Source organism: Pseudomonas sp. EL_65y_Pfl2_R96 (assembly GCF_963970905.1).
GTDB lineage: Bacteria > Pseudomonadota > Gammaproteobacteria > Pseudomonadales > Pseudomonadaceae > Aquipseudomonas.
The window spans coordinates 531,671-551,187 of sequence record NZ_CAXAQH010000001.1 but is presented as its reverse complement, the minus strand read 5'-3'; the positions used below and the strand labels follow the sequence as shown (position 1 = coordinate 551,187).

22 protein-coding genes and 1 pseudogene are annotated in these 19,517 nt (G+C 58.1%); 13 read left to right on the top strand and 10 right to left on the bottom strand.

Annotation, left to right across the window (positions count from 1 at the left end; translation table 11 throughout):
* Window positions 1–14: 14 nt before the first annotated feature.
* The 5 genes from AACY49_RS02565 (at window position 15) to recX (ending at window position 3,661) form a co-directional block, all read left to right on the top strand.
* Window positions 15–476: a lysis system i-spanin subunit Rz gene (locus AACY49_RS02565; RefSeq protein WP_339521527.1), complete on the top strand. Its 462-nt coding sequence runs from the start codon at window positions 15–17 to the stop codon at window positions 474–476.
* Window positions 477–535: 59 nt separating this feature from the next.
* Window positions 536–1,384: an alpha/beta hydrolase family protein gene (locus tag AACY49_RS02560; protein ID WP_339521526.1), complete on the top strand. Its 849-nt coding sequence runs from the start codon at window positions 536–538 to the stop codon at window positions 1,382–1,384.
* Between the two features lie 164 nt (window positions 1,385–1,548).
* A complete protein-coding gene (locus tag AACY49_RS02555) occupies window positions 1,549–2,049 on the top strand; it encodes a CinA family protein (protein ID WP_339521525.1) in 501 nt (166 codons plus the stop codon).
* Between the two features lie 83 nt (window positions 2,050–2,132).
* Window positions 2,133–3,185 carry a recombinase RecA gene (gene recA / locus AACY49_RS02550; protein ID WP_008072704.1) on the top strand — a complete coding sequence of 351 codons (1,053 nt, stop codon included), beginning with the start codon at window positions 2,133–2,135 and terminating at the stop codon, window positions 3,183–3,185.
* An 8-nt stretch (window positions 3,186–3,193) separates the two neighbouring features.
* Entirely contained in the window at window positions 3,194–3,661 is a 468-nt protein-coding gene (recX, locus tag AACY49_RS02545; RefSeq protein ID WP_258697309.1) for a recombination regulator RecX, read from the top strand.
* A 44-nt stretch (window positions 3,662–3,705) separates the two neighbouring features.
* Here recX and AACY49_RS02540 read toward each other — a convergent pair whose 3' ends face one another.
* Window positions 3,706–4,824: an LOG family protein gene (locus AACY49_RS02540; RefSeq protein WP_258697308.1), complete on the bottom strand. Its 1,119-nt coding sequence runs from the start codon at window positions 4,822–4,824 to the stop codon at window positions 3,706–3,708.
* Window positions 4,825–5,314: 490 nt separating this feature from the next.
* On the opposite strand from AACY49_RS02540, the gene AACY49_RS02535 reads away from it, so the two are divergent.
* Window positions 5,315–5,509, top strand: coding sequence for a hypothetical protein (locus AACY49_RS02535; protein ID WP_258697307.1), 195 nt, complete (start codon window positions 5,315–5,317; stop codon window positions 5,507–5,509).
* On the opposite strand, the gene AACY49_RS02530 is transcribed toward AACY49_RS02535, so the two are convergent.
* On the bottom strand, window positions 5,510–5,935 hold the full coding sequence (locus AACY49_RS02530; RefSeq protein ID WP_258697306.1) for a quorum-sensing-regulated virulence factor family protein: 426 nt from the start codon (window positions 5,933–5,935) through the stop codon (window positions 5,510–5,512).
* A 204-nt stretch (window positions 5,936–6,139) separates the two neighbouring features.
* Here AACY49_RS02530 and AACY49_RS02525 point away from each other — a divergent pair, with 204 nt between their 5' ends.
* The 3 genes from AACY49_RS02525 to AACY49_RS02515 all read left to right on the top strand — a co-directional run bounded on the left by AACY49_RS02525 (window position 6,140) and on the right by AACY49_RS02515 (window position 8,114).
* Window positions 6,140–6,883, top strand: coding sequence for a tRNA-uridine aminocarboxypropyltransferase (locus AACY49_RS02525; protein ID WP_339521566.1), 744 nt, complete (start codon window positions 6,140–6,142; stop codon window positions 6,881–6,883).
* Window positions 6,884–7,025: 142 nt separating this feature from the next.
* The gene (gene erdR / locus AACY49_RS02520) at window positions 7,026–7,676 is read left to right on the top strand and encodes a response regulator transcription factor ErdR (protein WP_258697304.1); all 651 of its coding nucleotides are present in this window, start codon (window positions 7,026–7,028) and stop codon (window positions 7,674–7,676) included.
* Window positions 7,677–7,751: 75 nt separating this feature from the next.
* Window positions 7,752–8,114, top strand: coding sequence for a diacylglycerol kinase (locus tag AACY49_RS02515; protein ID WP_019580981.1), 363 nt, complete (start codon window positions 7,752–7,754; stop codon window positions 8,112–8,114).
* On the opposite strand, the gene AACY49_RS02510 is transcribed toward AACY49_RS02515, so the two are convergent.
* Window positions 8,111–9,037 carry a LysR family transcriptional regulator gene (locus AACY49_RS02510; RefSeq protein WP_258697303.1) on the bottom strand — a complete coding sequence of 309 codons (927 nt, stop codon included), beginning with the start codon at window positions 9,035–9,037 and terminating at the stop codon, window positions 8,111–8,113. The genes AACY49_RS02515 and AACY49_RS02510 overlap by 4 nt on opposite strands.
* Before the next feature lie 151 nt (window positions 9,038–9,188).
* On the opposite strand from AACY49_RS02510, the gene fpr reads away from it, so the two are divergent.
* A complete protein-coding gene (fpr, locus tag AACY49_RS02505; RefSeq protein WP_003443014.1) occupies window positions 9,189–9,968 on the top strand; it encodes a ferredoxin-NADP reductase in 780 nt (259 codons plus the stop codon).
* A gap of 105 nt (window positions 9,969–10,073) precedes the next feature.
* Here the strand turns inward: fpr and tsaA are convergent, their stop codons facing one another.
* The 6 genes and pseudogenes from tsaA to rimO all read right to left on the bottom strand — a co-directional run bounded on the left by tsaA (window position 10,074) and on the right by rimO (window position 14,643).
* Window positions 10,074–10,775 carry a tRNA (N6-threonylcarbamoyladenosine(37)-N6)-methyltransferase TrmO gene (gene tsaA, locus AACY49_RS02500; RefSeq protein ID WP_339521524.1) on the bottom strand — a complete coding sequence of 234 codons (702 nt, stop codon included), beginning with the start codon at window positions 10,773–10,775 and terminating at the stop codon, window positions 10,074–10,076.
* A gap of 187 nt (window positions 10,776–10,962) precedes the next feature.
* Window positions 10,963–11,223 (bottom strand): annotated as a pseudogene (locus AACY49_RS02495) (SDR family oxidoreductase); the annotation flags it as partial.
* A gap of 36 nt (window positions 11,224–11,259) precedes the next feature.
* Window positions 11,260–11,730, bottom strand: coding sequence for a YehS family protein (locus AACY49_RS02490; RefSeq protein WP_258697301.1), 471 nt, complete (start codon window positions 11,728–11,730; stop codon window positions 11,260–11,262).
* Window positions 11,731–11,805: 75 nt separating this feature from the next.
* Complete coding sequence (locus AACY49_RS02485) at window positions 11,806–12,516, bottom strand: rRNA pseudouridine synthase (protein WP_258697300.1); 711 nt, start codon at window positions 12,514–12,516, stop codon at window positions 11,806–11,808.
* 191 nt (window positions 12,517–12,707) lie between these two features.
* Entirely contained in the window at window positions 12,708–13,181 is a 474-nt protein-coding gene (locus AACY49_RS02480) for an acetyltransferase (protein ID WP_258697299.1), read from the bottom strand.
* Between the two features lie 124 nt (window positions 13,182–13,305).
* Window positions 13,306–14,643, bottom strand: coding sequence for a 30S ribosomal protein S12 methylthiotransferase RimO (gene rimO / locus AACY49_RS02475; protein WP_258697298.1), 1,338 nt, complete (start codon window positions 14,641–14,643; stop codon window positions 13,306–13,308).
* A gap of 289 nt (window positions 14,644–14,932) precedes the next feature.
* Between rimO and AACY49_RS02470 the strand changes: the two genes are divergently transcribed.
* A complete protein-coding gene (locus AACY49_RS02470) occupies window positions 14,933–16,834 on the top strand; it encodes a potassium transporter Kup (protein WP_320391955.1) in 1,902 nt (633 codons plus the stop codon).
* Between the two features lie 195 nt (window positions 16,835–17,029).
* Here the strand turns inward: AACY49_RS02470 and AACY49_RS02465 are convergent, their stop codons facing one another.
* Complete coding sequence (locus AACY49_RS02465) at window positions 17,030–17,356, bottom strand: DUF3077 domain-containing protein (RefSeq protein WP_339521523.1); 327 nt, start codon at window positions 17,354–17,356, stop codon at window positions 17,030–17,032.
* A 570-nt stretch (window positions 17,357–17,926) separates the two neighbouring features.
* Here AACY49_RS02465 and AACY49_RS02460 point away from each other — a divergent pair.
* Together AACY49_RS02460 and AACY49_RS02455 are read left to right on the top strand one after the other, a co-directional pair.
* Window positions 17,927–18,694, top strand: coding sequence for a MarR family transcriptional regulator (locus tag AACY49_RS02460; protein WP_339521522.1), 768 nt, complete (start codon window positions 17,927–17,929; stop codon window positions 18,692–18,694).
* Window position 18,695: 1 nt separating this feature from the next.
* Complete coding sequence (locus AACY49_RS02455) at window positions 18,696–19,394, top strand: hypothetical protein (protein ID WP_339521521.1); 699 nt, start codon at window positions 18,696–18,698, stop codon at window positions 19,392–19,394.
* Window positions 19,395–19,517 lie beyond the last annotated feature (123 nt).

Here is a 19,517-nt window from a genome sequence, read left to right as displayed (position 1 = left end):
TGGTACTGGTGCTGATGACGGCAGGTGAGGTGCGGACGGTGCAGGGATGGCGCTACGGCAAGCAGCTAGCCGAGCAGGCGGCGCTCCACCGGGCCGATCTGGACATCATCGACAAGGCGGCTATCGCGCAGCAGCAGGCAGAGCAGGGTAAACGTCTGGTGCTCGAGCAGCGGCTTTCGTCCAGCGAGCGATCTCACTACAAGGAGCTGAGCGATGCTCAAACCAATCAAGCGCGCCTGCGTGATCGCCTTGCCACTGCTGATCTGCGGCTGTCAGTCCTTCTCGATGCCTCGGATCCAGTCGGTGGTTGTTCAGTGCCCGCCAGTACCGGTTCCGGCGGCGTGGTTCATGGAGGAACGCGCGCCCGACTTGACCCAGCGCATGCTCAACGAATTATCGGAATTACCGACGCCGGCGACCAAGGACTGATCGCTCTGACAGCATGCCAAGCGTATGTGCGAGAACTGCATAAATAGGGATTGTGCCTAGTTTATGCGAACAGCAAATTTAACATCTTAAGATAGGGATAATGAACATGATGAAGAAAGGTTTGCCACTTATATTGGCCCTAATAGTCAGTGCCGGAACAGCATGGGCTGAAGATGTTCTGACAGCAACCCGCAAGGCTAGCGACATGGCAGCGAGTGCTGTATTTCCTTCGAGCATGGTGACGACAGACTATGTAGAGGCCAACGCGGCTGGCGAGCCGTACCTGATAAAATGCACCGCTCAAGCGAATCGCATCATCCTTTACCTGCACACCTGGGATGCTGATTATCAGAGCGTCAAAACGGTTTTTCCCGAGCTGGTGGGTCTGAGTCGTGCCTGCATTGTTTCACCGAACTTCAATGGGCCAAACACTACTCCGCAAGCAATGGGTTCTGACGATTCGCTGGCGCGTATCGATATCGTCCTGCAGGAAGTGCAGTATAAGACAGGCCTGTCACGCATCTATATAGCTGCGGCGTCAGGCGGTACGATGGCGGCCCTGAATTACATGGGCAAGTATCCGGGCAAGGTGCACCTGGCATCGTTGTGGCTGGTGATCCACGATTTGGCGTCGATCTACACCACGACTCAGGATCAGCAGCTCAAGGACAACATGCTGACAGTCCTTGGCGCTCCACCGTCCGGCCCGAACGATCCTGCCTATCTGGCAAGGTCGCCGCGGGCTCGGTTGGAGACAGTCAAAGGTCCTTCCAGGCTCATGCTGAACGTGGGCACACTGGATGTCAGCACACCCGCCGCTCAAGCTGATATGGCAAAGGCGCAGATCAATTCTGTGGCACCTGATGTTGGCGTTTCCATAAAGGCTTGGCCAATTGCACATACGTTTGATGCATCATCTCGGCTGGAGGCAATCAAGCAACTGCTCCTCGAGTAATGGATGAGCAGTTCTGGTCTGGTGTGACCCGGACTGATTGCCTTGCAGGCCTGTCAGGCCTATGTCAGGGCTCTCGCTCGCTAACATTTTGATCGATCCCAAACCTTGCAAGCGCGATCCGCTCGTGTACGGTAGGCCTCATTCCGCTCGATCAGGAGAGAGTCGTGAAAGATATCACTCAGCTGGCCGCTGAACTTGGCAGGCGCTTGCAGGTTCTCAATGCCCACGTCACTGCCGCCGAGTCCTGCACCGGAGGCGGGATTTGCGAGGCGATCACCCGCATTCCGGGCAGTTCGGCGTGGTTCGAGGCCGGTTATGTCACTTACTCCAACCGCCAGAAAACCCAGCAATTGAATGTCCCGGCCGAGTTGTTTTCAACCGTCGGGGCGGTCAGTCGCGAGGTGGTCGAGGCCATGGTTCGCGGCGCGCAGGAAAAAAACCGGGCGCGTTTTGCCGTGGCGGTCAGCGGTGTGGCGGGGCCGGATGGCGGTTCGCCGGGCAAGCCGGTGGGCACGGTGTGGCTGGCCTGGGGTGTTGGCGAGCAGGTGTTCAGCGAGGTTCAACACTTCCCCGGTAACCGCGACGAGGTCCGCCGACAAACGGTGAAGGCCGCGCTAGAGGGGCTGCTGCGGCATGCCGCGGGAGAAATCTCAAATCAGGGGTAGGCGATCCTGAAACGCTGTGGAATAATACTGGCTACTTATACAGGTGTTGGCCGTCAGGCCTTATTGATTACGTGAGGACTTTAATGGACGACAACAAGAAGAAAGCCTTGGCTGCGGCCCTGGGTCAGATCGAACGTCAATTCGGCAAGGGTGCCGTAATGCGTATGGGCGATCAGGACCGTCAGGCGATCCCGGCCATTTCCACGGGCTCTCTGGGTCTGGACATCGCGCTCGGCATTGGCGGCCTGCCAAAAGGCCGTATCGTTGAAATCTACGGTCCTGAATCCTCCGGTAAAACCACCCTGACACTGTCGGTGATCGCCCAGGCTCAAAAAGCCGGCGCGACCTGCGCCTTCGTCGACGCCGAACACGCCCTCGACCCTGAGTACGCCGGCAAACTGGGCGTCAACGTCGATGACCTGCTGGTTTCCCAGCCGGACACCGGTGAGCAGGCCCTGGAAATCACCGACATGCTGGTGCGTTCCAACGCGGTTGACGTGATCATCGTCGACTCCGTGGCCGCTCTGGTGCCAAAGGCTGAAATCGAAGGCGAAATGGGCGACATGCACGTGGGCCTGCAAGCCCGTCTGATGTCCCAGGCGCTGCGTAAAATCACCGGTAACATCAAGAACGCCAACTGCCTGGTAATCTTCATCAACCAGATCCGCATGAAGATCGGCGTGATGTTCGGTAGCCCGGAAACCACCACCGGTGGTAACGCGCTGAAGTTCTACGCCTCGGTTCGTCTGGACATCCGCCGTACTGGCGCGGTGAAAGAAGGTGATGAAGTCGTTGGTAGCGAAACCCGCGTCAAGGTTGTGAAGAACAAGGTGGCTTCGCCGTTCCGTCAGGCCGAGTTCCAGATTCTTTACGGCAAGGGCATCTACCTCAACGGTGAGATGATCGACTTGGGTGTTCTGCACGGTTTCGTCGAGAAATCCGGTGCATGGTATGCCTACGAAGGCACCAAGATCGGTCAGGGTAAGGCCAACTCGGCCAAGTTCCTGGCGGACAACCCGGAGATCGCCGCGAAACTTGAGAAGCAGCTGCGCGACAAATTGCTGTCTCCAGCGCCGGATGTCAAAGCATCGCCGGTCAAAGAGACTGCTGACGACCTGGCTGACGCTGATATCTGATCGATCCGATGACCGCCGTACTCGATACACTCGTCGCGGTGCGGCGAACCGCAATGGACCTGCTCGCGCGACGCGAGCACGGTCGAGTCGAGCTGACGCGTAAACTGCGTCAGCGCGGCGCCCTCCCTGAAATGATCGACACAGCACTCGACCGCTTGACGGAAGAGGGCCTGTTGTCCGAATCCCGTTACCTCGAAAGCTTCGTTTCCTACCGTGCTCGTTCCGGCTATGGCCCTTTGCGAATTCGCGAAGAGTTGAGCCAGCGCGGCCTGCAACGCACCGACATCGAACTGGCTTTACGCGAGAGTGGTATCGACTGGCAGGAACAACTGGAAGACACCTGGCGCCGCAAGTTTGCCGGGCATTTACCGATAGACGCCCGGGAACGCGCCAAGCAGGGCAGGTTCCTGAGTTATCGGGGATATTCCATGGAAATGATCAGCCGCTTGTTCAGCGGCCGAGGGATGGACGATTGACTGAAGCGGCTCGCTATTTCGATAGCGGGCCGTTTTTTTTTGCCTCACGTTACCTTGGACGGTTTCCGTGTGCGTTGTTGCGCCTGGGGTTTGGACTGGGCCCAGTTTTCCGGCAGGTTGATGTAATCCACCAATTCCCGCAGACGGCCGTGATCACGGGCGTTGAAGGTGAAGGACAGTCGCGCCAGATGGCTGAACTGCGCTTCGTCGTGCTCCTCGCCGCTGTAGGTGTGTTGATGGAAATGATCGCTCAGGCACAGGTCGGCGAATGCTTGCTGCATATGTTCGAGTGCCGGGTCGCTGAGCTTGTGGTTCATACGAATCACGAACTGATGCTTGAGCCAGCGGCTGGAGTGGAAGTTGCTGTAAAACTGGTTGATCTGCTCCACCGCTTCTTCGGCACTGTAGACCATGCTCAACAGCTTCATGTCGCTCGGCAGGATGTAGCGATTTTCCTCCAGTTGATGGTGAATGAAATCCAGCGCGCCTTGCCAGAACGTGCCGCCCGGCGCATCCAGTAGCACCACGGGTACCAGCGGGCTTTTGCCGGTCTGGATCAGGGTCAGTACTTCCAGCGCTTCATCCAGCGTGCCAAAACCGCCTGGGCACAGGACCAGTGCGTCGGCTTCCTTGACGAAGAACAGCTTGCGGGTAAAGAAAAAGTGGAAGGGCAGCAGGTTGGCGGTGCCATTGACCGTGGGATTGGCGTGTTGCTCGAAGGGCAGGGTGATATTGAATCCCAGGCTGTGTTCCAGGCCGGCACCCTCATGGGCCGCCGCCATGATGCCGCCACCGGCACCGGTGATGACCATCATGTCCGAGCGCGCCAGAGCGGCGCCCAATTCACGGGCCAGACCATACAACGGGTGTTCTATGGGGGTGCGGGCCGAGCCGAAAACAGTGACTTTGCGTCGCCCCTTGAACTGCTCCAACACACGGAAGGCATGCTCGAGTTCGCGCAGGGTTTGCAGGGTGATCTTGGCATTCCAGCGGTTGTGATCTTCCTGGGCCATGCGCAGCACGGTCAGGATCATGTCGCGGTAAATCGGGATGTTGGGGCTGTTGGGTGAAACCAGGTTGAGTTGTTCTTCGACCTTGCTGGTGAGGTCGTGGCCGCTTTCTTGAAAATGACGGCTCAGGAGGTCATTCGGTTGGTAAGGCATTCAACTTCTCCTTCTGCACAGAACCCTCGGCCCGACCAAACAATCGCCGGTGCCGCGACACCCCTTGTGTCGCTGTCTGCCCAAGCCCATGCCTGGGCGCTCCATCTGACTCGGTTGCAATCGAGCCATCCATACGGGCTCTGTTTATCCCTTGAATGAAAGAAACGTTCGCACAATAAGACCTGCAATGGGCAGCCCCTTTTCTGCCCTGAAAAAAATCAACGTGAACACTTTGAATTTAGACCCTCGCAACGATTTTCGCTGGCTTGATCATTGCGCCGCAAAGTCTTTCCTGGCAACCGCTTATTGACGATTTGCAAGGTGCTCTCACCGCTCGTCTGAACGCAAGCCGTATGTCCTGCGCTCTGATTTACTAAGTGACAGGCGTGACACGACAACTTTGCGTCAATGGCAGGACGCAACGTTCTAGCAATTCAGGGATTTATCGCGTGGTCAACAGTGATCAATGCGTGCAGGGAGGCGGGAAACCATGCCCAGAGTCACTCTGGAGATCGATGCGCAACTGTATCGATTACTGAAAGCATCGGCCGAGGCCCACCATTTGAGTCTCGAAGAAGAGTGCTGCCGACGTCTGGAGGGCGGGGACCGGCGTTCGCGCTACTTGCAGGCGCTGTTGGCAGAACTGCGCGCCGAGGATGAACAGCGGCGCGCCAATTCCAGGTGATTACTTCTTCTTCGGTGGAGTCGCTTTCGGGCAGTCCGATTCCTGGAAGCTTGCGGAGCCGACCGGGCGGTTGGTCTTCACCTCGGTGAAGTCGTAGCGCATGATCGCGCCCTTGGCCATCAGCTTGCGGAACCCTTCGTTTCTGCAGACGGAGGCGCCAAGCTGGAAGTACACCGCTTTCGGATCGGCGCGCATTTTTTCGGCGTGGCTGCTTTGCACGCTCAAGTGGTTGATCAGCACGTTGCCTTCGGCAGTGTAGCCCTGATCAAGAATGTCTTCGTTGATCGCCCGTGGAGTGCCAACACTGCTTTGTGCGGCGACGTTTCGCAGCTCTCTGTTCAGATTCTGCTCACTCAAGGACGCAGCCTGAGCGCTGAAGGACGACGCCAGCAAAACGGCAGCGGTGGGAACGATAAGGCGCAGCATGAAACTCTCCTGGTTCAGTGACTGGTGGTTCGACCCGTCACGTGACTGTGCGTTCAGTGGCGGCGAATTATAGGGGAGGTGGCCCGGACGGTACAGGCTTGCGCCGAACCCTCTGGTAAACTGCCGGCACTTTTTGCCTTGCCGAGTGTTTTTTGTGTCGATTTTCCTTAGCCGTCGGCGTTGCCTGCGATGAGTCAAACCCCTATGCACTTTGCGAAGAACGCCGTAGCCCGCTTGCGCGACGAGCGCGAAGAGGCGGGCATCAAGCCGATTCAGGCCCGTGGCTGGCGGGCAACCCGTTGCCGCGCCTGTCGCGTGATCGAGAGCCACTGCCTGTGCGCCTGGCGCCCGCAGGTCGACACCCGCAGCGGCGTGTGCCTGATCATGACCAACAAAGAAGTGTTCAAACCGAGCAACACCGGTTGGCTGATTGCCGATGTGGTGCGCGACAACCATGCGTTCATCTGGTCGCGTACCGAGGTCGATGAACAACTGCTGGCGCTGTTGGCCGACCCGCAATGGCAGCCGTATCTGGTGTTTCCGGGGGAATACGTCGAGCCCGAGCGAGTCACCCACAGCGTCGCGGTCGATAGCACCAAGCGCCCGCTGTTCATTCTGCTGGACGCCACCTGGACCGAAGCCCGGAAGATTTTCCGTAAAAGCCCCTATTTCGATGCGTTGCCGATTCTGAGCCTGCTCCCCGAGAAGCTTTCACGCTACCGATTGCGCAGGTCCACGCGCAGCGAGCACCTGTGCACGGCCGAAGTGGCAGCGCTGTGCCTGGATCTTGCCGGCGATACCGACGCTGCCTCGGCACTGGACGCCTATTTTGATGTGTTCAGCCAGCATTACCTGGACGCTAAACATCAGCTGGATATGAATGTTGAAACACCGGCCCACGCCGAGTTGATGCCCTTCGTGCAGCACACGGCGCCCGTGGTCTGCTGAACGTCGCCCATACTGCAAAGAACGAGGTTCGTTGGCAGCGCCATGCAACTTGACCACCCCGGCTTCGCTGGGCATGCTTGGCGCCGTTTTGGCGAGGCCTGAATGCATCGGGCGTCCCATGAAAAACAGGATCATTTGAAAAATGGCCACATACGAAATCCTGATTGCCGATGATCACCCTCTTTTTCGTAGTGCCTTGCATCAAGCGTTGACCCTGGGCCTGGGCCCGGATGTCCGCCTGGTGGAGGTGGCGAGCATTGCCGAACTGGAAACCCGTCTTGACGAGAAGGCCGACTGGGATCTGGTGTTGCTGGACCTGAACATGCCGGGGGCTTACGGTTTTTCCGGATTGGTGCTGTTGCGTGGGCAGTACCCGCAGATTCCGGTGGTGATGGTGTCGGCTCAGGAAGAAGCGTCGATCATGGTGAAATCCCGTGAGTTCGGCGCCAGTGGCTTCATTCCCAAGTCCAGTGACCTGAGCGTCATTCAGAAAGCGGTGCGCGCGGTGCTCGATGGCGACGTATTCTGGCCGCCCCAGGCCTTCGAAGCGGTCAGCGTTTCCGACGAAGCCAAGGCTGCCAGCGAAGGCCTTGCCAGCCTGACACCCCAGCAGTTCCGGGTGTTGACCATGGTCTGTGAAGGTTTGCTGAACAAGCAGATTGCTTACGAATTGAGCGTTTCCGAAGCGACGATCAAGGCCCACGTCACAGCGATTTTCCGTAAGTTGAATGTGCGGACCCGGACTCAGGCGGCGCTGCTCCTGCAACAACTTGAGTCAATTCCGAGTCACTAAAGCACTACGTATTCACGCTTTTTTGACTTTGCTTCATCTAGCTTTCCCACTCCTTTTTGGTCAGTTGCTTACTCTATGTCACCTTTCAAAGGCCAGACCGGCCTAAAACGCATCCTCAACGCCTCCGGTTACTCCCTGGACGGCCTGCGCGCGGCCTTCACCGGTGAAGCGGCCTTTCGCCAACTGGTGTTGCTCAATGCCATCCTGATTCCGCTGTCGTTTTTCCTGAATGTCAGTCGTGTCGAGCAGGCGCTGCTGATTGCAGTCTGCCTGTTGGCGCTGATCGTCGAATTGCTCAACTCGGCGGTGGAAGCGGCCATCGACCGTATTTCCCTCGAGTTGCACCCGCTGTCCAAGAACGCCAAGGACATGGGCAGCGCTGCTCAATTGGTGGCGTTGAGCATGATCGCCCTGGTGTGGGCGGTGATCCTGCTTTAAGCGATGGTGGGCAGGACGATCTCGTCGCTGCGCTGAACCCCGGCGGTGAACGCGCGGCACAAGTCGAGGAATTCGCGCATCGCCGATGTCTGATATTTCTGTTTGTGCCAGATGAAATAGAACTGTCGCGCCAGGTCCAGATCCGGTGTTTCCACCGGCACCAGGCTGCCGCGACGGAACGCATCGCGCAGCGCCAGGCGCGAAATGCAGCCAATCCCCAAACCTGACTCCACCGCGCGCTTGATCGCTTCGGTGTGTTCCAGCTCCAGGCGAATGTTCAGCGCGCTACGGTGGTGACGCATGGCCTGGTCGAACGTCAGCCGTGTGCCCGAGCCTTGTTCACGCAAGATCCAGGCTTCGTGGCTCAGCGCCTCCATGGTGGCTGTGCCGCGTTTGGCCAGCGGATGCTGGGGCGCGCAGAACACCACCAGCTCATCTTCGACCCAGCTCTGCACTTCGATGTCCGGATGGCTGCAGTCGCCTTCGATCAGACCCAGATCAATTTCATAGTGAGCCACCTGTTGCACGATGTTGGCGGTGTTCTGCACATGCAGCTTCACTTGGCTTTCCGGGTGACGCTGCATGAAGCTGCCGATCAGCAAGGTCGCCAGGTAATTGCCGATGGTCAGGGTCGCGCCGACCGCCAGGGAGCCGAAACCGGATTTGCCATTGAGCAGGTCTTCGATTTCCTTGGCCTGATCGAGCAGGGCCACCGCTTGTGGCAACAGCTGTTTGCCGAGGGCGTTGAGGCTCAGCCGTTTGCCGGCGCGGTCGAACAGCTGGCAGCTGCACTGGCGCTCTAGCTCGGTGATCGAGGTGCTCGCCGCCGATTGTGAGAGGTTGAGCAGACCCGCGGCACGGGATACGCTTTCCTGCTGAGCGACGGCGACGAATACTTGAAGTTGACGGAGAGTAAATCGCATATCGATATAACCGATAACCCTTATCTTAATAATCCATTTAACAGATATTGTCGCTGCCATTAGAATGCGATGCAATTGCGCACAACAGCTCATCTTTCGCAGAGCAGGCGCAGAGCATGCGCAGACAAAATCTCCCAGGAGTCCCACGTACATGAGCAACATGAACCACGAGCGTGTCCTCAGTGTTCACCACTGGAACGACACTCTGTTCAGCTTCAAGTGCACCCGCGATCCGGGCCTGCGCTTCGAGAACGGTCAGTTCGTGATGATCGGCCTGCAACAACCCAACGGCCGGCCGCTTATGCGCGCTTACTCGATTGCCAGCCCGAACTGGGAAGAGCATCTCGAGTTCTTCAGCATCAAGGTGCCTGATGGCCCGCTGACTTCCCAGTTGCAGCATCTGAAGGAAGGCGACGAGATCATCATCAGCAAGAAGCCTACCGGTACGCTGGTGCTGGACGACTTGAAGCCTGGCAAACATCTGTACCTGCTCAGCACCGGTACCGGTCTGGCGCCGTTCATGAGCGTCATCCAGGACCCGGAAACCTACGAGCGTTTCGAAAAAGTGATCCTGTGCCACGGCGTGCGTTACGTCAATGAAGTCGCTTACCGCGAATTCATCACCGAGCACCTGCCGCAGAACGAGTTCTTCGGCGAGGCCCTGCGTGACAAGTTGATCTACTACCCGACCGTGACCCGCGAGCCGTTCGAAAACGAAGGCCGCCTGACCGACCTGATGCGCAGCGGCAAGCTGTTCAGCGACATCGGTCTGCCACCGATCAACCCGCAGGACGACCGCGCCATGCTGTGCGGCAGCCCGAGCATGCTCGACGAAACCAGCGAAGTGTTGAACAGCTTCGGCCTGAAAGTTTCGCCACGGATGCGCGAGCCGGGTGATTACCTGATCGAGCGTGCGTTCGTCGAGAAGTAAGAACACCGCATCACTGAAAAGCCCCCATTGCCTGTGAAGGCAATGGGGGCTTTTTTATGCCGGACACAAACCTTGTAGGAGCTGTCGAGTGAAACGAGGCTGCTCCTACGCGTTGGAGACGGGAATGACTTCAAGGACGCGGATCAGGTCAGGCGTGGGGTAATGCCAGCGCACATCCACATCCCAGAACTGCGCGCCGTATTCCCGCTCAGGCGCAGGAATCTGGTAGGCCGGGCGTGGGTCTTGTGCCAGGCATTGCTCGATCAGCTCGACCAAGGGCTCTTCAAGGCGCTGAGCGTGGCTGTGAGCCTGTTGCAGCGCTGAGTCCGTCCACTGCACGGGAATCAACGGTGGCGGGGTGCTGGCGATGCTGTTGGACGCTGTGTCGATGATGTCGGCGTAGGGCACGTAAGGTTTGATGTCGAGAACCGGCGTGCCGTCCAGCAAGTCGATGCCGGAGATCCACAGCCGATTGGCTTCGACCTTGTCCAGTTTGACCACCGATTGACCGATGCCATTGGGGCGGTGCGTCGCGCGGGTGGCGAACACGCCCATGGATTTGTTGCCGCCCAGGCGCGGAGGGCGGACTTTCAGGCGTGGCTTTTCTTCCAGGGCCTGATGGAACAGGAACAACAGCCAGACATGGCTGACCTGCTCCAGCCCCTGCACCGCATCACCCTGATCGAACGGCGCCACCAGTTCCAGCACGCCCCGAGCGGCCGGGGCCAGTTGCGGTTGGCGCGGAATGGCGAACTTCTCCTTGAAACAGGAGCGCACGAAGCCGATGGGGGAAACGCTGTAGGTCATGGTCTGGGGTCAAGGCGGGGGATTAGGGCGGCATGATAACCCGAGCGGTCGCGAGATCGGTGGCGCTTGTCAGTCCGCCATCGCGAGCAGGCTCGCTCCCACATTTGATTTGCGGCGGGCACAAATGTTGTGGTCACAGCGGGCCTCTGTGGGAGCGAGCCTGCTCGCGATGGACGCGCCACCAATCTCAGAGACTAAACCCGCCGTCCAAAGGAATGACATTCCCGGTCATATACGCCCCGGCCGTACTCGCCAGACTGATCGCCAACGCCGCCATCTCTTCCTCCCGCCCCCAGCGCTTCATCGGAATCAACGCTGTGTCCTCGGCCAGTGCCTGCTCATCGTTGCCAATGTGCTGAGTCATCTTGCTCGGGAAGCGTCCCGGCGCAATCACGTTGACGTTGATGTGCTGGCTCACCAGCTCCCGCGCCAGGATCCGCGACAGTTCCTACACAGCGTTCACAGATCAGATCCGTCTCGCACGTTATTGCGGGCGCACGCGCAGGGTCAGGCCCTTGAGGAAGTTGCGCAGCAACTGGTCGCCGCACGGGCGGTAGTTGGTGTGGCCGAATTTGCGGAACAGCGCGCTCAGCTCAGGCTTGGATACCGGGAACTCGGCGGCCTTGAGGATGGCGTGCATGTCGTCTTCCTTCAACTCGAAGGCCACGCGCAATTTCTTCAGGATGATGTTGTTGGTCACCGGCACTTCGATCGGCTGCGGTGGACGGCTTTCGTCTTTGCCGCGCTTGAAGATCACCAGACCGTCGAGGAAATGCGCCATGACCTCGTCCGGGCAGCGTACGAAGCCTTCCTCGTCTTCCTCTTTCTTGTCGAGGTACGTCAGCAGGTCTTCCATGGACACGTCCATGCCGCCGAGCTTGATGATCTCGATGACTTTCTTGTCGCTGATGTCGAGCATGTAGCGCACGCTGCGCAGTACGTCGTTATGAATCATGTGTGCAGTCCTGATAGTTCGCTGTGGGCGCCGCATAAAGCTGCAGCGCCGAAATGTGTGGCGGCGGGAAAAGTCTTAGAACTTCTCTTTGCCGGACAGGTAGCGCCATTGCCCGGCGGGCACTTTGCCGATGGACACGCCGCCGATGCGGATGCGGCGGATGGCGACGACCTTGAGGCCGACGGCCTGGCAGAACAGGGCAATCACACCCGGTTGTGGGTTCTTCATGGCAAAGCGCAGACGGTTTTCGTTTTGCCAGCTGGCTTTGACCGGCGGCAGTTCCTTGCCCTTGTAGGTCAGGCCGTGGTTCAGGCGGTTGAGACCGTGAGCCACCATGTCGCCTTCAACTTCGACCACATATTCCTGCTCGATTTTGCTGGCGTCGGCGGTGAGCTTGCGCAGGATCTTCCAGTCCTGGGTGAACACCAGCAGACCGCTGGCGTTGGCCTGCAGGTCGGCGCTGGCGGTCAGGCGCAGGAAGTGGCCCTTGAGCGGACGTTTGCCATAGCGGTGTTCTTCGCTCAGGGTCGCGGCGCTGAGGGTCGCCATGGCCGTTTCCGCGTCCATGCCCACAGGGACATTCATCAGGATGGTCACCGGCTCTGGTGCGGTGGCCTTGGCTTCGGGATCAAGTTCGACTTTCTGGGTGTCGACCTTGAACTGCGGCTCGTCGATGACTTCACCGTCCACGGTGACCCAGCCGCCCTCGATGAACAGCTCAGCCTCCCGACGGGAGCAGCCGACGAGTTCGATGAGGCGTTTGGAGAGACGAATCGGGTCAGTCATGACAGGGCCGTAACAAAAAAGGGGTGGGCATTGTACCTGCCTGGCGCCGGTTAATCGCGGGTCCATTTGCCTCATGTGCTTTTAATGTGGGAGCGAGCCTGCTCGCGAAAGCGTCATGAGCTTCAACATCAATGTCGATTGATAGGCCGCTTTCGCGAGCAGGCGCGCTCCCACAAGGGTTTCATGTTGTGTCAGCCGCTGCGCGTACGTTGTTGCGCCTGACGCAAACGCATGTGCAGCAACGGATAGGGCTGGCCCATGCCGTCATGCTCGGAGCGACCGATCACTTCGAAGCCTTGCTTGAAGTAAAAGCCCAGGGCCTGCGGGTTCTGCTCGTTGACGTCCAGCTCATCGGCGTTCAGGTGTTCCAGGGCATAGCGCAGCAATTGCTTGCCCAGGCCCTTGCCACGGTGGTCTGGATCGATGAAGAGCATTTCGATCTTGCCCGCCGCGATGCCGGCGAACCCGGTAATGCGCTGGCGCGAGTCTTTGGTGCAGATCAGCATGACGGCGTCGAGGTAGCGGGTCAGCACCAGGTTCTTCAGCAGTTCGATATAGGTGTCGGGCAGAAAGTCATGGGTAGCGCGCACCGAGGCTTCCCACACTTGGGTGAGTTCTTCGTAGTCGCTCTGTTTCGGTGTGTGAATGACCGAATGTTGGCGCATGGCCGCTTGCTCCTTCTGTTAAGAGCCGTTTCCGTAATGCTGCGAGCTTTTTCTCCCACAAAACGATAGACGTAAAAAAGCCCCGCATCTCTTCAAGAGGGCGGGGCTTTTTGTATTTTTGCGTTTAGATCTGTTCAGCCCACAGGTCGTATTCGTCGGCGTCAGTCACTTTGCACCAGACTTTGTCGCCTGGCTTCAGGTTGCTGCCGTTGTCGATGAACACGTTGCCGTCGATTTCCGGGGCATCGAAGAAGCAACGGCCGACTGCGCCTTGCTCGTCGACTTCATCGACCAGCACTTCGATCTCACGGCCGATGCGCATTTGCAGGCGCGCCGAGCTGATGGCCTGCTGGTGCGCCATGAAGCGCTCCCAGCGGTCTTGCTTGACGTCGTCCGGAACGATTTCCAGGTCCAGATCGTTGGCCGGTGCGCCTTCAACCGGCGAGTACTGGAAGCAGCCGACGCGGTCGAGCTGGGCTTCGGTCAGCCAGTTCAGCAGGTACTGGAAGTCTTCTTCGGTTTCGCCGGGGAAGCCGACGATGAAGGTCGAACGGATGATCAGGTCCGGGCAGATCTCGCGCCAGTTCTTGATCCGCGCCAGGGTCTTGTCTTCGAAGGCCGGGCGTTTCATGGCTTTGAGGACTTTCGGGCTGGCGTGCTGGAACGGGATGTCCAGGTACGGCAGGATTTTCCCGGCGGCCATCAGCGGGATCAGCTCGTCGACGTGCGGGTACGGGTAAACGTAGTGCAGGCGCACCCAGACGCCGAGGGTGCTCAGGGCTTCGCAGAGTTCGGTCATGCGGGTTTTCACCGGCGCGCCGTTCCAGAAACCAGTGCGGTATTTCACGTCGACGCCGTAGGCGCTGGTGTCCTGGGAAATCACCAACAGCTCTTTGACGCCGGACTTGACCAGGCGCTGGGCCTCGTCGAGCACGTCACCGACCGGGCGGCTGACCAGTTTGCCGCGCATCGACGGGATGATGCAGAAGCTGCAGCTATGGTTGCAGCCTTCGGAAATCTTCAGGTAGGCGTAGTGGCGCGGGGTCAGTTTGATCCCTTGGGGCGGCACCAGGTCGATCAGCGGGTTGTGATCCTGACGCGGCGGCACGACGTCGTGCACGGCGTTGACCACTTGCTCGTACTGCTGCGGACCGGTCACCGCCAGCACACTTGGGTGCACGTTGCGGATATTGCCTTCTTCGACACCCATGCAGCCGGTCACGATGACCTTGCCGTTTTCCTTGATGGCTTCGCCGATCACTTCCAGGGACTCGGCCTTGGCCGAGTCGATGAAGCCGCAGGTGTTGACTACCACGACGTCGGCGTCCTGATAAGTGGACACAACGTCATAGCCTTCCATGCGCAGTTGGGTAAGGATGCGCTCGGAGTCGACCAGTGCTTTCGGGCAACCCAGGGATACGAAGCCAACCTTTGGATTGGCCGGCGCAGGAGTGGTGGACATGTCTAACCTCGGTATTTGTGACGCCTCCAGCCGAAGACGGCAAGGCGACAGACGGGCGCTATCTTGCACCCTCTGGTCAAAAAGTGCGCAATTCTAACGATGGGCAGCGCACTTGACCAGCTTTATGCAGGGAAATACGACGAGTGCTGCGTTATGCTTCGCGCCGTTACGCTTTACCGATTTTTGCAGTCAATAAAAGGTCTGTAACGACAAGTAAAAAAGTGCATGCTGCACGACAAAGCATAGTGCTTCTTCGATGAAGTCCGGGTCTGAGTAGTAGGAGTGATGGATGGGGCAGGCAAGTAGTCAGGCGATAGCCGGCGGGCATTCGGCGGCGAAGCCGATCAGCATGCTGGTCGCGGCGGTCGGGGTGGTTTACGGCGATATCGGCACGAGCCCGCTGTACACCCTCAAAGAGGTTTTTGCCGGGCATTATGGGGTTCCGGTCAACCATGACGGAGTATTCGGGATTCTGGCACTGATCTTCTGGTCGCTGATCTGGGTCGTTTCGATTAAATATGTGCTGTTCATTCTTCGCGCCGACAATCAGGGTGAAGGCGGGATCATGGCGCTGACGGCACTGGCTCGTCGTGCTTCGACGCCTTATCCGAAGTTGCGCGCGCTATTGGTGATTCTGGGATTGATCGGTGCTGCGCTGTTTTATGGCGATAGCATGATCACCCCAGCCATTTCCGTTCTATCGGCGGTGGAAGGGCTGGAACTGGCGTTCGAGGGGCTGGAGCGCTGGGTCGTACCATTGTCGCTGATCGTGTTGGTGGGGTTGTTCCTGATCCAGAAACACGGCACGGACCGCATCGGCAAGCTGTTTGGCCCGGTGATGGTGTCGTGGTTTGTGGTGCTGGGTGTACTCGGCATCAGCGGGATCATCAAACATCCTGAAGTACTCAATGCACTCAATCCGGTGTGGGGTGTGCGTTTCTTCATTGTGCATCCGGGCATGGGGGTGGCGATTCTCGGCGCGGTCGTGCTGGCCTTGACCGGTGCCGAAGCGCTTTATGCAGACATGGGCCACTTCGGCCGTAAGCCGATCGCTCGTGCCTGGTTCGCGCTGGTGCTGCCGGCGTTGGTGCTGAACTACTTCGGTCAGGGCGCCTTGTTGCTGGAAGACCCGGAAGCTGCACGTAACCCGTTTTACCTGTTGGCGCCAGGCTGGGCGTTGATTCCTCTGGTGATCCTGTCGACGCTGGCCACCGTCATCGCCTCGCAAGCGGTGATCTCCGGTGCGTTCTCGTTGACCCGTCAGGCGATTCAGTTGGGCTACATCCCGCGCATGCGCATTCAGCACACCTCCAGTGCCGAACAGGGGCAGATTTACATTGGTGCAGTGAATTGGGCGCTGATGGTCGGGGTGATTTTGCTGGTGCTGGGGTTTGAGTCTTCCGGTGCGCTGGCCTCGGCCTACGGTGTCGCCGTGACCGGGACCATGCTGATCACCAGCATTCTGGTGTCGGCGGTGATGCTGCTGCTTTGGAAATGGCCGCCGGTGCTGACGGTGCCGATATTGATCGGCTTCTTGTTGGTGGACGGGCTGTTCTTCGCCGCCAACGTGCCGAAGATCATTCAGGGTGGTGCCTTTCCGGTTCTGGCGGGGATCGTGCTGTTTATCCTGATGACCACCTGGAAGCGCGGTAAAGAGCTGCTGGTCGATCGTCTGGACGAGGGCGGGCTACCGCTGCCGATCTTCATCAGCAGTATCCGCGTGCAACCGCCGCATCGGGTCCAGGGCACGGCTGTGTTCCTTACCGCTCGCCCGGACGCGGTGCCTCACGCGCTGTTGCACAACTTGCTGCATAACCAGGTGCTGCATGAGCAAGTGGTGTTGCTGACGGTGGTGTACGAAGACATCCCGCGCGTCCCGCCGCAACGGCGTTTCGCGGTCGATTCCTACGGCGAAGGGTTCTTCCGGGTGATCCTGCATTTCGGCTTCATCGACGAGCCGGATGTGCCGCAAGCGCTGAAGCTGTGTCATCTCGACGACCTGGACTTCAGCCCGATGCGCACCACTTACTTCCTCAGCCGCGAGACGGTCATCGCCTCCAAGCTCGAAGGCATGGCCCGCTGGCGAGAGGCGTTGTTCGCCTTCATGCTGAAGAATGCCAACGGTAATCTGCGCTTCTTCAACCTGCCGTTGAATCGGGTGATTGAACTGGGTACCCAGGTCGAGATGTAAGCCCCCATGAAAAAGCCCCCGTTGCCATGAAGGTAGCGGGGGCTTTTTTGTGGTCGATGACTTGAGTCCACTGACAATCCCCTGTGGGAGCGAGCCTGCTCGCGATGAGGACCTGTCAGCCAACGCAGATGTTGAATGTAATGGCCTCATCGCGAGCAGGCTCGCTCCCATAGGGGATCTGCGGTGTTGGCACCTTTACTTGCTTTCAGGCAGCTCTTCTTCAGATTCAGTCATTGTCCGAGCAGGTCGCGGGGTCAGCACCTTCACTACATCATCAATCACCGCCTTACCCATCGCCGTCAGATAATGCGCGGCCCAGGCGTGGCGGTCAGTGTCTTTTGCGTAGGCGGCATCCTCGGAAAATGATTTGGCGAGGAACAGCAGATCGGAGGCTTGTGACAATGCATCAACGATGGGGACGCCGGCGCGGACGTTGAACAACGCCTGATCCGAGCAGTAGATGAGCGGGGTGAAGCCGATGGTTTTTAGTTCTGAAATCGCGGACGAATCAATTTTAGTCATAGTCAAAATCCTAGTCGAGGAGCTGACACATTCGTTTCCAAGCGAATGGGTGACAGCTGTACGCAGGTTGGAAAACCGGGAACTAGGAACCGGCACGCCCGAGGACGTCCCACGCACAGCTGCCATAACTCATGATCACAAAACGCATGCAATCATGACGGGGCGCTGTTGCGGCTAGTATCCGACGGGTTTCCAAGCCCGATCGCTGAATGGTCAGCGACGTCCGGAGAGTATCCCGTCGAAGAAAAGTGCAACAAGGCGGCAAAGTGCCCAAACGCGAGATTCGGAGTTTGCCTACAAGGTCTGCGTCCGTCATCCGATATTGCGACACCTTAAGTAAACGAAACTAAACGCGGTGAGGGATTTTACAAGTCGCTGGAGTTTTTGCTTTGTTGCAGCAGACGAGTGAAACCGGAATTGTCACTATCCCACCTGTTCGCGAATTGGCAGACGATCTGCAGGTTTCCCAGTGAAAACTGATAAATATCGAAAGGACTTGACGGCTCGATATTTCCAATGAGACAAGTGTCCACGTTTCATGGAATGTGGACACTTGGAGTTTTTAGCTTCATGAAGAGTCAAGACATTTTGCTTTTGTTCAAGATGGCCAGCCTGCACGCCCAGGAAGAAAATCTTTTTGGGAAGATGGAGTTTGAGTCGAATTCGAACATGGTTGAGGAATTGTTGAAGCCCCAGCAGCTAAGTCGAATGACGGTTGGGGGGCGAGTGGGGCCGCCGCTAGTCACCTACCCCGCTGATGATGAAGACACTGTATTCCACCGCCAGGAATTCGACTCACCCTTGGGTGATGAGCATGGGTGGGAAGGGTGGCTGGAGCCGGTATCTTCTCCGCTGCTGGCGAGTTGGAGTGAAGGTTACTCGTTGCGTGCGTTGTCTGCGTCCCTTGGGCTAAGCAAAAGCGAGATTTCAAACTCTATAGCCAGGTGTCGTGAGTCCGGAATGCTCACCAATGACTACGACACCGGCCTTCCGAAAGTTAATCGGCGAGAGCTGCTGAAAATCACCGAGCACGCTCTGAAATACTTTTTCCCCGTGAAGCCGGGCGCGATGGTTCGCGGTATTCCAACAGGCTTCGCAGCGCCAGCCCTGTCCAAAAGCATCAAGAGTGCTGGCGGGTTGATTCCGGTTTGGCCCGATGCTCTCGGAACTGAGCGTGGTCAGGCGATAGAGCCGCTCTACAAGACGGTGCCGGAGGCGGTGAAGAGGGACAGAATCCTTTATCACTATCTTGCGCTTGCTGATGCGATCCGTCTTGGTGGCCCGCGAGAGTGTGGTGTGGCGGTTAACATTCTAAAAGCAGGGATGGGGCTGAAATAACATGTCATCAAACGCGGATCACAACTATGAGCTCATAGAATTTGTTGCAGACGGCTTGGGGGAGGCGTTTCTCGCAGAGGTTGCCTTTGTCGGTGGTTGCACCACGGCCATGCTGGTTACTGATACTGCTGTGCTGGACGATATCCGTTTCACCGATGATGTTGACTTGGTGATCGAGCTGGCAGGCATTAGCGCTTGGCAACACCTCATAGAACGGCTGGCGGCCAAGAGCTTCAAGATCACCGGTGAGGATGAAGTCAACTGTCGTTTCCGCTTCAACGACGTCGTCGTTGACGTGATGCCTTCTGATCCCGAAGTTCTCGGATATGCCAACCGTTGGTTCGTGGAGGGGCTGGCGAGGGCCGATAAATTTACGTTGCCCAGCGGTACCGTAATCCAGATATTTAAACCGACCTACTTTCTTGCGACGAAACTAGAGGCCTTTAGCGGTCGTGGTGAGGGCGACCCCTACCACAAAGACGTCGAAGACATAATCATCTTGATTGATGGTCGTACAGAGCTTTTGGAAGAAGTTCGCCAAGCTGAGTCTGAACTCAAAGAATTCATCACGACTGGAATTCGAGAACTCACGGTGCTCAGGGGTATCGACTACGTGATTGAAAGCTCGGGCTCGGTGCAGGCTAATCCGGGCAGAGGGCGAATCATTCACAAGCGCATGAAGGACCTGGGCAACGCATGAGATACGGCACCAGATCAGTAATAGGTCGGACTAGGAAAGCCAATCATGACTGTGCTGGAGTTCTCTGCGATGGCGACAGAGGGCTATTCGTCATTACGGACGGTACGTCGAAGCCCGGCAGTG

Excerpts from the sequence above, each read along its gene's own strand:
- AACY49_RS02540 (WP_258697308.1), bottom strand. The coding sequence starts at position 4,824 with ATGCCTTACCAACCGAATGACCTCCTGAGCCGTCATTTTCAAGAAAGC.
- recX (WP_258697309.1), top strand. The coding sequence starts at position 3,194 with ATGACCGCCGTACTCGATACACTCGTCGCGGTGCGGCGAACCGCAATG.
- AACY49_RS02470 (WP_320391955.1), top strand. The coding sequence starts at position 14,933 with ATGGGGCAGGCAAGTAGTCAGGCGATAGCCGGCGGGCATTCGGCGGCG.
- fpr (WP_003443014.1), top strand. The coding sequence starts at position 9,189 with ATGAGCAACATGAACCACGAGCGTGTCCTCAGTGTTCACCACTGGAAC.
- AACY49_RS02465 (WP_339521523.1), bottom strand. The coding sequence starts at position 17,356 with ATGACTAAAATTGATTCGTCCGCGATTTCAGAACTAAAAACCATCGGC.
- rimO (WP_258697298.1), bottom strand. The coding sequence starts at position 14,643 with ATGTCCACCACTCCTGCGCCGGCCAATCCAAAGGTTGGCTTCGTATCC.
- AACY49_RS02455 (WP_339521521.1), top strand. The coding sequence starts at position 18,696 with ATGTCATCAAACGCGGATCACAACTATGAGCTCATAGAATTTGTTGCA.
- AACY49_RS02485 (WP_258697300.1), bottom strand. The coding sequence starts at position 12,516 with ATGACTGACCCGATTCGTCTCTCCAAACGCCTCATCGAACTCGTCGGC.
- AACY49_RS02515 (WP_019580981.1), top strand. The coding sequence starts at position 7,752 with ATGTCACCTTTCAAAGGCCAGACCGGCCTAAAACGCATCCTCAACGCC.
- AACY49_RS02530 (WP_258697306.1), bottom strand. The coding sequence starts at position 5,935 with ATGCTGCGCCTTATCGTTCCCACCGCTGCCGTTTTGCTGGCGTCGTCC.
- AACY49_RS02480 (WP_258697299.1), bottom strand. The coding sequence starts at position 13,181 with ATGCGCCAACATTCGGTCATTCACACACCGAAACAGAGCGACTACGAA.
- AACY49_RS02460 (WP_339521522.1), top strand. The coding sequence starts at position 17,927 with ATGAAGAGTCAAGACATTTTGCTTTTGTTCAAGATGGCCAGCCTGCAC.
- AACY49_RS02510 (WP_258697303.1), bottom strand. The coding sequence starts at position 9,037 with ATGCGATTTACTCTCCGTCAACTTCAAGTATTCGTCGCCGTCGCTCAG.
- AACY49_RS02565 (WP_339521527.1), top strand. The coding sequence starts at position 15 with ATGACGGCAGGTGAGGTGCGGACGGTGCAGGGATGGCGCTACGGCAAG.
- tsaA (WP_339521524.1), bottom strand. The coding sequence starts at position 10,775 with ATGACCTACAGCGTTTCCCCCATCGGCTTCGTGCGCTCCTGTTTCAAG.
- recA (WP_008072704.1), top strand. The coding sequence starts at position 2,133 with ATGGACGACAACAAGAAGAAAGCCTTGGCTGCGGCCCTGGGTCAGATC.
- AACY49_RS02535 (WP_258697307.1), top strand. The coding sequence starts at position 5,315 with ATGCCCAGAGTCACTCTGGAGATCGATGCGCAACTGTATCGATTACTG.
- AACY49_RS02490 (WP_258697301.1), bottom strand. The coding sequence starts at position 11,730 with ATGATTCATAACGACGTACTGCGCAGCGTGCGCTACATGCTCGACATC.
- erdR (WP_258697304.1), top strand. The coding sequence starts at position 7,026 with ATGGCCACATACGAAATCCTGATTGCCGATGATCACCCTCTTTTTCGT.
- AACY49_RS02560 (WP_339521526.1), top strand. The coding sequence starts at position 536 with ATGATGAAGAAAGGTTTGCCACTTATATTGGCCCTAATAGTCAGTGCC.
- AACY49_RS02525 (WP_339521566.1), top strand. The coding sequence starts at position 6,140 with ATGCACTTTGCGAAGAACGCCGTAGCCCGCTTGCGCGACGAGCGCGAA.